Source organism: Shewanella sp. Sh95, assembly GCF_001308045.1.
Lineage (GTDB): Bacteria > Pseudomonadota > Gammaproteobacteria > Enterobacterales > Shewanellaceae > Shewanella > Shewanella xiamenensis.
Map to the genome: position 1 here is coordinate 41,133 of NZ_LGYY01000078.1, position 12,713 is coordinate 53,845.

The following is a 12,713-nucleotide window of genomic DNA, read 5'->3' on the forward strand; positions in this document are numbered from 1 at the left end:
AGAACAGGGCGATCATCTCGCCCTTTTCATGACTTAAAAGCGCACAAACTTTTGTTTATCTTCCTCAGTGGCGCCTTCTTTACATTCACCACGTATTTCTCCCCGTCCTGATTCTATTATTCGGCTCAACTCAAAGTAACCTTCGCGGCAGTAACCTGTCATTTCTAAGGTTTTCTCGAGTCCCAATTCAACTTGTCTGCCCCAGATATCGAGTGCATCCGCTTGTTGTTGGTATAAACGACGCTGCTCGCGGGGATCTTGCGCGACTTGACGCATACGTTCTTCGTGGGGGAAGGGGCGTTCGGTGACATCTCTTGGTGAGTATTCCTCCGCAAAACCTGCCTGATAGGTAAAGAGTTTAAGGCCATCTGCGCGGATATCAGTGGTGAGTTTGTCTTTAAATTTACCTGCAAATTCAGAGGGGTCTATCGGAGCGCTGCTGCAAGCGAGTAATGTTAAGCAGCTCAATAATGTCAGGCTTATCGATCTCAATGGCATATCAAGGATTACTCTTAGATGATTTACTTAGCGAAGAATACCTTAATATGTCGCTCAATATCATGCAATTATCGGTTTTATTCGCGATATACTGGTAAAGAAGTTTATTCGCCCGAATAAGTTGGTTAATCACCCTATACCGATACAACTTGAATCTGCTCTGAAACTTGTCGCGATAGGTTGAATGGGCATCTACTCCGGAGCCTTACTGATGCTGGATTTTTGGGCCAAGCGATTTGCTGAAATAGATTGGAATATCAGCCCATTACAGGGTTTAAGCCTGCTACTGCTGGGTCTGTGGATTTATGCTATTTGGCCTAAGGAAGAGTTACTGCAGGTTGTTAAGGATAAAGGTTTGCAATGGCGGTTGTTGTTAACGCTGATTGTGGTAAATACGTTATGGCTCCTCAATGCCAGTATTCAAGTCGGAATTCATTTACATTTTCTAGGGATAGTCACTTGTCTATTGATGTTTGGTTGGCGTTTAGCGACGGTAGCCTTACTCCTCCCAAGTGCGTTTTTCAGCATATTTGTCCTAAAGCAGCCTGGTGAGTTTGGTGCATTTGGCTTGTTTGCAATAGCCCTCCCGTTATTCTGTGCGTTTATGCTTTACAGCCGCAGTTACCATTTATTTCCTAAGCATCTTTTTGTGTTTATTTTTGTTGGCGCCTTTATTAATGCAGGATTATCGACGGTTTTTCATCAATTTAGTTGGGCATTTTGGCTTTGGTTGTCGGCGGATTATGACTGGAGCATGTTAGTTGATAACTATCTGATGTTAATCCCGTTATTAGCCTTTCCTGAGGCGTTGCTCAACGGCATGGCGGTGACGCTGTTGGTGGTGTATCAACCCCAATGGTTGTTTGATTATTCTGACCGTGAGTACTTGTGGCGTAAATGAAAAGCGCGCCGTGGGGCGCGCATTGTTGTGCTAGGCAAAACGTTGTTCTAAGTAGCTGATGATATCCTTAGATTCATATAGCCATTGCACTTGACCATTGTCTTCAATCCGTAAACAGGGCACTTGTTGCTTGCCACCTTGGGCGATGAGCTCGTCTCTATGTGGGGATTTTTTTGCATCCAAGGTTTGGATATTCAGCCCTTGACGGCGCATAGCTCGGCGCACTTTTACGCAGAAAGGACAAGCATTGTACTGATATAGCGCCAGTGCTTGAGTTTGCGCATCGATTTTTTGTTGTTCTGCTGATGGGCGTTTGAGTTTCTTTGGGGCGAACACAAAGTTAAGCAACAAAATGATCCGGCCTAAAATCCAGCGAATAATGAACATAACTACCTCGAGTAAAAGTGTTTTAGCGCGCCGAAATATTGGCTGTGCGAAAGGGGATTGACGCGCGGAATGTGATTCCGCTCGCATAAAGCCGCAGAGTTTAACCTAATGGATGTTTTAGGCCAAGTAATAGAACGAGGGGGCACTACCTTAATCAACCAATAAAAATGCCCAGTGAATACTGGGCATTTGATTCTCTATGGTCTTGTACAGCGCGTTATTTAGCTTCGATGCTCATATTCACTTGGGCAGCATCTTGATTGAGGGTGACGCGACTTTCGAGTAGGAAAATGCGTTCAGGTGCGATGCCCTTGCTATCAACAAGGTAGGCCTTGACTGATTTCGCTCTCTCCTGCGCTAAATCTCCCAACCTGTCTTGACCGACCGTTTGCGCTTTTAGCGAAAGGTTATAAAGCGCGATATGCCATCGGGTGGTCAGTTCCTCTTTACTCAGTGGTGTATCTTTGGTTTCAGCAATAATATTGTCTTTCACATCATCAGGATTGGCTTTAACTTCCTGCTCATAGAGTTTGAGAAGGGCATCGGCTAGAGGTCCTTGAGTCGGAAACTGACTCGGGCTGAGATCTGCCGGCAATTCCGTCAGCTGAATATTCGTTAAGGCAGCCAGCTTGCGTTTCATCATACGCTCGCTAATTGCTTGGCTATCGTTTATTGCATCGACACTGCCCTCAAGACTGAGCTGTAGCATGGGTCTATCCTCTAATCCTTTGGCGAGCTTATCTAGGCTTTCTTGCTCACGGGAAGTGAGGGTAAATTGCCCGGGATTAAAGGGGATTTTATCTAAGGTATCATCAGCGCCAATGAGACCTGCAAGGAAAGAGAAGGGGGCTGTGACGGCTTTAGTAATCACATTGGTAATGGCTGTCATGATGATGCTGCCAACACTAAAGCTGGGTGAGTCTAGATCGCCAGAGACTTCCATTCCTAGGTCAATCACGCCATGGCGATCCTGCAATAATGCAATCGCTAACGTTACGGGCAAACTGGTGGCTAAATCACTGTTACTGCGTTTCCCCAGTTTGAGTTGATTAATCACTAGGTGGTTGCTGCCCTTGAGTTGGTTTTGCTCAAGTTTGTAGTTAAGTGCTAACGACAATTGCCCTTTATCAATGTAATAGCCCGCATAGGTGCCAGAGTATGGGTTTACTGACGTCAGCTCAACACTCTTAAAAACTAAGTCTAAATCAAGATAAGGTTTATCTAACAAGGGATTAATATCCCCCTTTAATGTCACTGGTGCATAGCGGTCAATTTTGCCTTTAATATCGACAGATGCCTTAGTACCCGGCTTGGAGGATAGGTGACTGATATAACCTTCTAGCTGCTCGATGCCTGAGGCAAAGTTAGGTGTTAGCGAATTATCGGCAAAAAATGCCGATCCCTTGTTAAAGCTAATTTTTTGAATATCTAAGCTTAACTCGGGCTTTTTAGCTGCGGTTTGGGATGGTGCAACTGTATTGGTGCTGATTTCGGCTTGAATGCCAGTTTGCGCCATTTGTCCAGTGACTTTAGGCTCGGCAATGGCTTGCTGTTCAATAATCAGATTGCTGATATTGGTTGTACGATCCTTCGCGATAACAACCTTGGCATAAGGTTGCTCAAAACTTAAATGATCAATCTTGATTTGATTCTGTTGCTGGTCAAAATCGAGCTGATTAATATGCATTTTTTGCCATTTCACCAATGGCGCTTTGCGGATGCTGTCGAGGATATTCAAATCATCCAGCTCAACGTTACCTTGATAAATGGCTTTGCCTTTGCCATCGGCATGAACCTCGCCATTGCTACTGAATAGGCCGCTTTTTAGCTGCATATTGACATAGGGCTCAAGGTAAGGTTGAAATTGGGCTAAGGCCAACTGCTCCACTTTGAGGTTAGCGCTGATGGCTTGCCCAAGGACATCGACTTGCCCCTTGGAGGTAAAATGGCCTTTATCGTTTAGTCCAAAGGAGAGTTGGTATTCAATCGGGGCTTTTAAATCGCTCACTATGGTTTCAGTCGCAAAATCTAATGGATAGATTCGCCATTGCTGCGCCGTTTTGCTGAGTTTGTGCTCCTCAAGCTGAATATCATAGTTTTTGACATTCAGCCCTCCCAGGGTGACAAGCCATCCATTAGGGTTTTCTGTGGCACTGTTATTTGCCACAGCTTGCGAAGTGGTGGGGTTAGCGACTATCGCTTCAGACGCTTCAGTTGCATCAGAGGGTGTTGGTGTACCAGAGGTCGCTGCCATCGATTTGGGCATCAACAGTGGTACTAAATCAATACCTTGTTCATCTAGCTTGGCCTTAAGACTTAAGCCTTCAGTGTGGATTTGCTTAATATTGACCCGCTGCTTGGCCAGATTAGCGCTGATCCCATCTACAGCCAGCAAAGGTAAGGTGATAACTGATTGGTCACCATTGAGCAAATTCACTTTTTCAACAATCACTTGTCCACGTTCGGCAGTGAGTTGTAATTCACCTTGCTCGGGTAAATCTACTTGGTAATGGGCGTTAATACTGAGCTCACCTGTCCCCAGTTTGACATTGAATTGATCGGCAACAAATTGCCAGAGCGGCACAAGTTTGAGTTTGGCAAGCTGTACATCCCCGACGAGCTTAAAGGGAAAGAGCTGAAATTGTCCGGCAAGGCTCACTTCACCTGCGTGGGCATCCTGCAACTGGGCGACAAATTGGTTATGCACGATAGTCGTAGTGGCATTTGCCGCCGATGTTGCTGGAGTAGTATTCGCCGTAGTTGTTGCTGGAACGGCTTTGTTTGTCACCGCATCTTTGGTTGATGACGTCTTAGCTACGCTAGCAGGATTAGGTAACATCAGGTATTCAGTATCTAATTGACTGAGTTTGAAGTTGATATTGGGGTAATCAATTTGCGCCTTGGTTATCTTGTCATCAAATTTGAACTGGGCAGCACTGACGGTTAACTCACCTAAGATGATGCGCAAAGGACGTGCTTGTTCAGCACTCGTGTCTGGTTCGCTGGCTGTTTTAGCTTGGTTGAGTGTGGTAACGATGTCGTCAAAATTAAACTGAGTTGCCCCATGAGTTTGAAACCGTTGGATATGAGCAAAGGGCGTTTGCAACTGAATATGATCAATCACTAAGGCTTGATTGAATATAGACTGCCAAAAATGCACCTCAAATTGGAGCTGTGCTAATCCGGCAAAATCCCGATTATCTTTCTCTTTAACGGCGAGCTGGTCGATATTGACGCGGTAGTTAAAAGGATTGATATGCATCCCCTGTAAACTGACCGGACGCCCTAATAGCTGTGAAAGCTTCTCTGGGGCGAAGGCGACGATAGCCTTGGGGAGTATTAATCCGAGGGCGATAAGGTAACTTAAGTAGGTAATGGTTAAATAGACGAGAACTCGTTGGTATCGGGGGCGACTAAAAAACGCGAGTTTTAACCGTGATAGTTGAGTTAGCATAGTCAGATTAATGCTCCAATACGCACGCTGGCGCGAAATCTATCAATAAATGTGGTTATTCTAGCGAATAATGCTTATCTCTGCATGATTTTTTTAGTGTTTTGTCAATTAAATCTGAGTGTTACCGTATAGCAACCAATGTGAGTCAGAATGTATGTTAACTCATAACCCCTGCTTTACGAGGGTAACATGTTGTGTCTCCCGTGGGTATTTTATGACCGCTAAGCGTTTTAATACGAATAGCTTAGTTTAAGTGGTGAGATAACTTATCGCGGCGATGACGGCGCCTTGTGGATCTTTTATCCAACAAAAGCGACCCACTTTCGGAATATCTTCTGGACCAAACAGAATATCGCCACCAAGTTTTTTAGCGTTAATCGCGACCAAGTCGACATCGGCGACCGTGACATAACCTGTCCAGTGCGAAGGTAGCGTTGGGAGCTGATTGTCAGTGATACCGCCGATACCTACACCTTGGTTTTCAATCAAGTGGTACTGACCGTGGGGCATCTTGACCGTTCTAAATTGCCAGCCAAATACTTCACCATAAAAGCGCATGGCCTCTTCAGTGTTGTGGGTCGTGAGTTCATGCCAGCCTAAGGCACCAGCGGTATTAAATGCAGAGTCCATAAGCGCGTCCTTTATGTTATTGAGCCTTGTGGCGAGGCGATTAGTATTTTGAGTGTAGACGATGCTTTTCAATAATTCCTAAGCAGATCCAGAAATGTGACATTATTTTCTGCTGTAAATCATTAAACTAAGTTAATGTTAATTAATGAAATAACAAAAATCTGTTTATCGAGTTTGTCTTGATGTTGTGCTTCTGCTGCTCCGCTGAGTATTTGCTGAGTTTGCGCTCTGTTTTGCGGTTGGTTGGTGGTGTTAGTATTGTTTTACAGCATTAGACCTTGCTCCCCTTCGCTTGCTAAACTAGCGCCATTTGCAATCGATGAAATTGCGTAATAGGGGGATTAACGATTGAATAAGAGTTTAGTGACCAATGTGTTGGCAGCCATTTGTGTGATCTTGGGATACGTACTGAGCTTACCCATTCTATTTAATGTTGGGTTATTTGCATTATCTGGTGCGATAACCAATTGGCTTGCGGTGTATATGTTGTTTGAAAAAGTCCCTGGCTTGTATGGTTCTGGTGTGGTGCCTTCGCGGTTTGAAGAATTTAAACTCGGCATTGCTCATCTGATGATGAAACAGTTTTTTACCGCTGAAAACATTGATCGTTTTTTGTCTGAAAAAGAAGGTATAAGCCAAATCGATTTGGCGCCTGTGATTGAGAAAGTAGACTTAGCACCGTCTTTCGATGCCTTAGTCAATACTGTGGCACAATCTTCATTTGGTGGCATGTTAGCCATGTTTGGGGGGACTGAGGCGCTAATGCCGCTAAAAGAACCCTTTATTGAGAAGATGAAAGCTTCATTGGTCGATATGGCCGAGAGTGAACAATTCCGCGGCCTATTGAAGCAAGAGCTTGAACAGCCAAATGTGATGGCCGATTTACAACAGAAGATTGCTAATATCGTTGAGCAACGCTTAAATGAATTAACCCCGCAAATGGTTAAGCAGATAGTTCAGGAGATGATCCAAACGCATTTAGGTTGGCTCGTGGTGTGGGGCGGTGTGTTTGGTGGTGCCATCGGACTTGTCGCCGCCTTAGTACAGGGCTAATCTGAGATTAACCACTATCGCGAAGGGAGCAATGGCTCCCTTTTTTATTGATTAAGTTATTCATTGGGCAGGGAAGATTATGAATCGTCATCACACTATCAATTATTTAGAGATTCCAACATCTGATATTGATTGTTCTAAAGCGTTTTTCAATACTGTATTTGGTTGGCGTTTTGAGGATTATGGCCCACAGTACAGTTGCTTTATCGATGCGGGTATGACGGGCGGTTTTTATCAAGCAGAGGTTTGTTTTACCCTAGAAAAGGGCTGTCCCCTGATTGTGCTATACAGTAAGACCTTGGAAGAAACTTTAGCCGCCGTGATCGCGGCTGGCGGCATCATTAGCACTGAGATTTTTAGCTTCCCAGGTGGTCGACGTTTCCATTTTATCGAGCCTGCGGGCAATGAATATGCGGTCTGGTCAGAATAACAGTATTTATCAGCCCTGTGTACGAAATTGCTGTCTCGATCAGCAGGATATCTGCATGGGGTGTTTTAGGCATCTCGAGGAGATTTTGGCGTGGCGAAACATGACAGAGGAGCAGCGAAGCGCCTGTTATCTTAAAATGGCTGAGCGCAAAGCCGTTTTTATGGCAAAACGCCCTAGTAGCTAAAATAGGCCAAAGCATCGCGGCGCAACTTAAGTCAATACCGAAGTATAAAAACAGAAGCGCCGCGTTAACTGGCTAGATAGGATCAACCACAATATGTTCGAGTTCTATCGCGGCAACAGCATGCAATGCATCCATCGCTGCGCCCACTAAGCTGATTTTACCTTGGGAGGATTCCACCAATACCGCGCGGCGGATCTCGCCAAAATCACGATTATGCCGAGTCAGATTTGATAGCGCCATTTGCATTGGGAGCATCGATGGGTTAAACGCGGCGTTTTCAGCGTAGCGACCACAGTAGGTTGCGCCATCCGCGGTTTCTAATACAACCGCCGCATAGCTTTGGGTATAAGGTGCATAGCTTAAGCCCGCATGATCTAAGGCTTCAATTACCATAGGATCACTGCTATCGAGTGCAAATTCAGTTTCCTGCTTGACTAATAGCGGTGACTGAACATTTAAGTCTTTTGGCCCAAACGCATAGGGCAGATAATAGGACAATAAATGGCTATCCTGTGATGGCAAATGGATCTTGATTTGGCCGCCTTCGACTAATTCATTCATAAACTGACGGCAATGACCGCAGGGACTGGCGTTCACTATCATATCCACAATCTGGCTTTCGCCGCTAAGCCACGCGTGACTAATAGCGCTTTGCTCAGCGTGTACTGAGTGGAAGAGGGCTTCGCCAGGCAGTTCTAAGTTGGCACCCATATAAATGTCGCCACTTTTTCCTTTGGCAATTGCACCAACATAAAACTCACTAATGGGTGGTTTGGCCAAGGCGGCGGCAATAGGTAACAAAGCCAGTAACACCTCTGATTCGGTCATATTGCTGCTTTTGACTAACTCTGCCAGTTGCTGTGCATCGATATGTCCCGCAAAACCTTGATGTAATAAGGGAATTAATGCGTCAGCCAATGGGGTTGGCAGCTGGGTTATGCTTCGGATAAATCTATCTTGCATTTCCCGACTCCTTGTTTGTTAAGTTCATGGAAGAACATTCTAGTAATTTTGTTACAGTATAAATGCGAGTTAGTTCGCGTTTATGGTTCAACTACGCGCCTGTTAGTTAACATCTGAAAGAAGTTATCAATCATAGGCGCTAAATCAACAAAAAACATGGGCTATTTTGTGGCCTACAATCCACGCAAATAGTGGCACAGGGCGGCGAGTAGTTTTTGTTTATGCTCATCGCCTTCGGTATCTTGCAACAAATTTTCAAGTTTGAGCAGATAATCCTGATCGGCCAAACGCTGCTGACAGAAGGTGCGCCAGCGATAGGACTCTTGATCATCAAGTAATTCGGGATAATTGCGCGCCCGATAACGGAATAGCATTTCTGGGATGCGTCCATCATCAAATTGCAAATCAAGTGCGGCTAAATTTTGAGGTAAGGTATGGCGAATGATCTCCATCTTGGCTTTATCGGCAGGGCTGAAAAATCCACCCGAATACAACATTAAGTCAGGATCCGTGGTGGTTACTTCGCCGTCATGCTCAAACAGTTGCGCCAGCTTCTCCCGTAATTCCGGGTGAGACTTTAAGCGTTTGTATTGTTCTCTGGCAAAGGCTTTATCAATGTTGAGTCTTTCTGCCTGCACATCATCTAAAATTTTGGCCGAAGTAATAAAAGGGCATTTGTTAAGATGCACCTGTTTAACTGGGATGGGTAACTCATCCCCGGCAAGCTCCGCTCTTGGCGTGTACATGCGCGTTTTTATCTGCTCGACATCCAGCTCAAACAGTGGGCTTAAATCCATCGCTAAATTCACGCAAATAATGGCATTTTTGTTACTTGGGTGGTGTGCAACGGGGGCGATAAGGGTTGTACAACCGTGCATTGCACTTATCTTCGAACTGACATGGGCAAGCGGTAGCATATTTAATACGTCAATTTGCGCGCTGACGGCTTGTTTACGGCGCAATTCAAAATAGTACTGGTATAACTTAGGTTGCTTTTCTTTTATCAGTTTTGCCATTGCGATGGTGGCGTAAACATCTGACATGGCATCGTGCGCTTTTTCATGGCTTAAACCATTAGCTTGGGTCAGATGTTCCAGTTTAAAACTGGGTGAACCGTCTTCTTTTAATGGCCAATGAATACCGTCGGGTCTAAAGGCATAACAAGCCCTCACTAAATCAATGATATCCCAACGCGTATTGCCATTTTGCCATTCGCGGGCATAGGGATCGATAAAGTTACGGTAAAAGCCATAGCGGGTGACTTCATCGTCAAATCGTAACGAGTTATAGCCAGCGACACAGGTATTAGGTTGGCTGAAGAGAGTATGGATACGCCCCATAAACTCGGTTTCAGGTAAACCTTTTAAATTGGCTAGTTGTGGCGTGATCCCTGTAATTAAAATCGCTTCGGGTGAGGGCAGGTAATCCGTTGATTGTTTGCAGTAAAAAGTCTCTGGCTCACCGATAATGTTAAGATCTAAATCGGTACGGACCCCGGCAAATTGGGCGGGTCTATCTTGGGCTGGGTTGGCACCGAATGTTTCATAGTCGTGCCAAAAAATACTTGGCTGAGATGCTGTATACATAATTTCAATCAAATGACGGTTTTGTCGAATGATAGCATCTTAGCCGTTAAACTCACCCCAATATTGATCAGCAAAAACCTTGATGGATAAATTATATTGAAAAGAGAAGCGCTTAACAGGTGATCTTTACCACGATTGGCAGTTACAATTCCCATTGAACAGGGGATCAGTCTTATGCATCATCAATATCTCAATGAACCTATGGTACTCGATGTCGCACATACGTCGTCATTGATCATAACGTTACCAAGCAACATGAGTGATTTTATTGTGCTTGAAACGATGGGAGCTCCCCTACTTGAGCTGATTGTAGTTTCACAAACTCCACCACAGATTGCAGTGCGTCTTCAACCGATTTTAGGGCTAACACTAAACACAACTTCTGTTGCAGACGCAGGGCTAAGTGCTCCTGTATCAAGGTGCTTGGGTCAAGGCGTACGGCTTTATCATCGAATGGGGACTGCCCCTAAATTTGTTGCCCAAGAGCTTCGGGCAGGAATTTTAATTAAAGTTGATGTTAGAGAAAGTGTAACATTCTCTTTGCAATCGGCATCAAAGTTCGAGTTTGTAACACTTGAATCCGACGTCAGAGGCTTACATGAGCCGAGAGTACTGATGATGGCTAAGGCTATTCTTGCTAGGGAGTACGATTACGGTGCGACATCGGAATCCCTTGCGGTTTACCTCACCGAAATTGAGCAGATAAGATTGGAGTTACAAGCATTTTTACGGGGTGAACTTGGTCAATACCATACTGGCTTAGCTGAAGAGGCCGTACGATTAGATCCATTACTGCAACAGAAGCGCCAATGGCTTTTTCGAACTTATACCCACATGTTTGAGCGCCCGAGCTTTAGTCGCGCCGCAAATGATAGTCAGAATATCGACAAAGCCTTAAGGAAACTTGAGTGTTTTGAGCTGCTCGCTTCTCCTGAATTACTGCAAATGGTCGAGCGATTAATGGAAGATGAGATATAAGCTTGACATCCCCCATTTTAAATAGAGTTAATCAATGCAATATATATGTCCTTTGTGCGCGTTACCCCTCACCCTAACACAACGAACTTGGGGATGCCCGCAGGCACACAAGTTTGACATGGCGAAAGAAGGTTATGTCAATTTGCTTCCCGTTCAGAAAAAAAACTCGAAAGATCCGGGTGATAATCAGCAAATGATGTTTGCTCGTCGGGAGTTCTTAAATGCGGGTTATTATCAAATCTTAAGTGATAGAGTTAATCAACTGGCACTCCAATATGCCAGTAGTGCACAGCAGATCCTTGATATAGGCTGTGGTGAGGGTTACTACAGTCATCGTTTATATAATGCCCTTGTTGCTCATCATTTTTGTTATTTACAGGGCGTTGATATCTCTAAGTCGGCAATAAAATATGCAGCCAAGCGCTATCCTAACTTAAGCTTTTGTGTAGCGAGTGCCTATGAAATGCCGATCCCATCTAATAGCATTGATTTAGCGATTCGAATTTATGCACCATCAAAAGTAGAAGAACTTCAGCGGATCATGGCACCTAGCGGCATTCTTATCACGGTATCGCCAGGGCCTTTGCATCATTTTGCGCTAAAACAACAGATTTATGACCAGCCAAGATTGCATCCTGAGTCTGAGGCCAGAGTTGATGGATTTGAATGCCTACATCAAGAGCGGCTTAGCGCGCAACTCGAGCTTAACGACAGCAAAGATATCGGCAATTTTCTCGAAATGACTCCCTATGCGTGGAAGTTTACCGCAGAGCAGAAACAAGCATTTACTCAGCGCGGATTAAGCTGTGAGTTAGATTTCCAGATTGAAGTACATCGCATTTCAGTCTAGGGGCTGATTTTAACCTATTGAAATAAATTATTTAAAATGCTTTACTGTCAAAGCTTAAGCCGTAAGAACATATTGTTCTGCGAGCCGGTAGCAAAACCTTAAAAGGCTTTGTTTAAATAAATTTTTCAAAGTGTCGCAGTATGTTGACTTATCTTTAGAATGGTTTATAGTTTTACTAGCTTGAAGGTTGGGCTTATATTTATGTGTTCAATACGACCCGTTCGTCCTGTAAACATAAGTAATACCGGCATTTTCCAGCTCCACCGCCGTTAAGGCTTTAATTTTTTATTTACAGGATTTATATCATGTCTCAAGTAACTGGTGTAGTTAAGTGGTTCAACTCTGACAAAGGTTTTGGTTTCATCGAGCAAGAATCTGGTCCAGACGTATTCGTTCACTTCCGTGCAATCAACTCTGACGGTTTCAAAACTCTTGATGAAGGTCAAAAAGTGTCTTTCACTGTGACCCAAGGTCAAAAAGGTCCTCAAGCTGAAAACGTAACCGTAATCGGTTAATTTTCAGTGCTGTTAGCCTAGGCGCTAATAGCAATGGATTTAAGAGCTGTGGTTTTTACCATAGCTCTTTTTATTTGTGCTGTTTTATCTTAATACTTACATCTCTCATTTCTATCATTTCTCTCACTTTTAAGACCTCGTTCAGATTAATCTGCTGTTAGCTGTTATCATTTTTTCCGTGAATTTTGTTTATTTCGCTGTTAACGATATTAATAAATACATAAACTTGGCTTGAAAACTGACTATTTACGTACGCGAACATTCAGGGCGATAACTGTCAGCCC

At 44.2% G+C, this 12,713-nt stretch carries 13 protein-coding genes; 7 read left to right on the plus strand and 6 right to left on the minus strand.

Features of this window, described 5'->3' with window-relative positions; all coding sequences use genetic code 11:
* Positions 1-33 precede the first annotated feature (33 nt).
* On the minus strand, positions 34-498 hold the full coding sequence (locus AEA42_RS05680) for a hypothetical protein (RefSeq protein WP_037419646.1): 465 nt from the start codon (positions 496-498) through the stop codon (positions 34-36).
* Between the two features lie 211 nt (positions 499-709).
* Here AEA42_RS05680 and AEA42_RS05685 point away from each other — a divergent pair, with 211 nt between their 5' ends.
* Entirely contained in the window at positions 710-1,399 is a 690-nt protein-coding gene (locus AEA42_RS05685) for an energy-coupling factor ABC transporter permease (protein WP_055647222.1), read from the plus strand.
* Positions 1,400-1,429: 30 nt separating this feature from the next.
* Here the strand turns inward: AEA42_RS05685 and AEA42_RS05690 are convergent, their stop codons facing one another.
* The 3 genes from AEA42_RS05690 to AEA42_RS05700 all read right to left on the minus strand — a co-directional run bounded on the left by AEA42_RS05690 (position 1,430) and on the right by AEA42_RS05700 (position 5,870).
* Entirely contained in the window at positions 1,430-1,786 is a 357-nt protein-coding gene (locus tag AEA42_RS05690; RefSeq protein WP_037427267.1) for a glutathione S-transferase N-terminal domain-containing protein, read from the minus strand.
* A gap of 217 nt (positions 1,787-2,003) precedes the next feature.
* Positions 2,004-5,240: a DUF748 domain-containing protein gene (locus AEA42_RS05695; protein ID WP_037427265.1), complete on the minus strand. Its 3,237-nt coding sequence runs from the start codon at positions 5,238-5,240 to the stop codon at positions 2,004-2,006.
* Between the two features lie 249 nt (positions 5,241-5,489).
* A complete protein-coding gene (locus tag AEA42_RS05700; protein WP_037419655.1) occupies positions 5,490-5,870 on the minus strand; it encodes a VOC family protein in 381 nt (126 codons plus the stop codon).
* Between the two features lie 348 nt (positions 5,871-6,218).
* Here AEA42_RS05700 and AEA42_RS05705 point away from each other — a divergent pair, with 348 nt between their 5' ends.
* The 3 genes from AEA42_RS05705 to AEA42_RS05715 all read left to right on the plus strand — a co-directional run bounded on the left by AEA42_RS05705 (position 6,219) and on the right by AEA42_RS05715 (position 7,537).
* Positions 6,219-6,923, plus strand: coding sequence for a hypothetical protein (locus tag AEA42_RS05705; protein WP_037419658.1), 705 nt, complete (start codon positions 6,219-6,221; stop codon positions 6,921-6,923).
* 79 nt (positions 6,924-7,002) lie between these two features.
* Positions 7,003-7,353 carry a VOC family protein gene (locus tag AEA42_RS05710; protein ID WP_055647211.1) on the plus strand — a complete coding sequence of 117 codons (351 nt, stop codon included), beginning with the start codon at positions 7,003-7,005 and terminating at the stop codon, positions 7,351-7,353.
* Positions 7,328-7,537 (plus strand): DUF1289 domain-containing protein, encoded by a 210-nt coding sequence (locus AEA42_RS05715; RefSeq protein ID WP_037419664.1) that lies wholly within the window; start codon positions 7,328-7,330, stop codon positions 7,535-7,537. The genes AEA42_RS05710 and AEA42_RS05715 overlap by 26 nt, the downstream gene beginning before the upstream one ends.
* A 72-nt stretch (positions 7,538-7,609) precedes the next feature.
* Here the strand turns inward: AEA42_RS05715 and cdd are convergent, their stop codons facing one another.
* On the minus strand, positions 7,610-8,500 hold the full coding sequence (gene cdd, locus AEA42_RS05720) for a cytidine deaminase (RefSeq protein ID WP_037419666.1): 891 nt from the start codon (positions 8,498-8,500) through the stop codon (positions 7,610-7,612).
* 173 nt (positions 8,501-8,673) lie between these two features.
* The gene (gene sbcB, locus AEA42_RS05725; RefSeq protein WP_055647212.1) at positions 8,674-10,086 is read right to left on the minus strand and encodes an exodeoxyribonuclease I; all 1,413 of its coding nucleotides are present in this window, start codon (positions 10,084-10,086) and stop codon (positions 8,674-8,676) included.
* Positions 10,087-10,260: 174 nt separating this feature from the next.
* Here sbcB and AEA42_RS05730 point away from each other — a divergent pair, with 174 nt between their 5' ends.
* The 3 genes from AEA42_RS05730 (at position 10,261) to AEA42_RS05740 (ending at position 12,429) form a co-directional block, all read left to right on the plus strand.
* The gene (locus tag AEA42_RS05730; protein WP_055647213.1) at positions 10,261-11,064 is read left to right on the plus strand and encodes a hypothetical protein; all 804 of its coding nucleotides are present in this window, start codon (positions 10,261-10,263) and stop codon (positions 11,062-11,064) included.
* 34 nt (positions 11,065-11,098) lie between these two features.
* Entirely contained in the window at positions 11,099-11,914 is an 816-nt protein-coding gene (gene rlmA, locus AEA42_RS05735) for a 23S rRNA (guanine(745)-N(1))-methyltransferase (RefSeq protein WP_037419673.1), read from the plus strand.
* Positions 11,915-12,219: 305 nt separating this feature from the next.
* Positions 12,220-12,429, plus strand: a complete 210-nt coding sequence (locus AEA42_RS05740) for a cold-shock protein (protein WP_011072720.1) — start codon at positions 12,220-12,222, stop codon at positions 12,427-12,429.
* Positions 12,430-12,713 lie beyond the last annotated feature (284 nt).

Excerpts from the sequence above, each read along its gene's own strand:
- AEA42_RS05700 (WP_037419655.1), bottom strand. The coding sequence starts at position 5,870 with ATGGACTCTGCATTTAATACCGCTGGTGCCTTAGGCTGGCATGAACTC.
- AEA42_RS05680 (WP_037419646.1), bottom strand. The coding sequence starts at position 498 with ATGCCATTGAGATCGATAAGCCTGACATTATTGAGCTGCTTAACATTA.
- AEA42_RS05690 (WP_037427267.1), bottom strand. The coding sequence starts at position 1,786 with ATGTTCATTATTCGCTGGATTTTAGGCCGGATCATTTTGTTGCTTAAC.
- sbcB (WP_055647212.1), bottom strand. The coding sequence starts at position 10,086 with ATGTATACAGCATCTCAGCCAAGTATTTTTTGGCACGACTATGAAACA.
- AEA42_RS05715 (WP_037419664.1), top strand. The coding sequence starts at position 7,328 with ATGAATATGCGGTCTGGTCAGAATAACAGTATTTATCAGCCCTGTGTA.
- cdd (WP_037419666.1), bottom strand. The coding sequence starts at position 8,500 with ATGCAAGATAGATTTATCCGAAGCATAACCCAGCTGCCAACCCCATTG.
- AEA42_RS05740 (WP_011072720.1), top strand. The coding sequence starts at position 12,220 with ATGTCTCAAGTAACTGGTGTAGTTAAGTGGTTCAACTCTGACAAAGGT.
- AEA42_RS05730 (WP_055647213.1), top strand. The coding sequence starts at position 10,261 with ATGCATCATCAATATCTCAATGAACCTATGGTACTCGATGTCGCACAT.
- AEA42_RS05695 (WP_037427265.1), bottom strand. The coding sequence starts at position 5,240 with ATGCTAACTCAACTATCACGGTTAAAACTCGCGTTTTTTAGTCGCCCC.
- AEA42_RS05685 (WP_055647222.1), top strand. The coding sequence starts at position 710 with ATGCTGGATTTTTGGGCCAAGCGATTTGCTGAAATAGATTGGAATATC.
- rlmA (WP_037419673.1), top strand. The coding sequence starts at position 11,099 with ATGCAATATATATGTCCTTTGTGCGCGTTACCCCTCACCCTAACACAA.
- AEA42_RS05710 (WP_055647211.1), top strand. The coding sequence starts at position 7,003 with ATGAATCGTCATCACACTATCAATTATTTAGAGATTCCAACATCTGAT.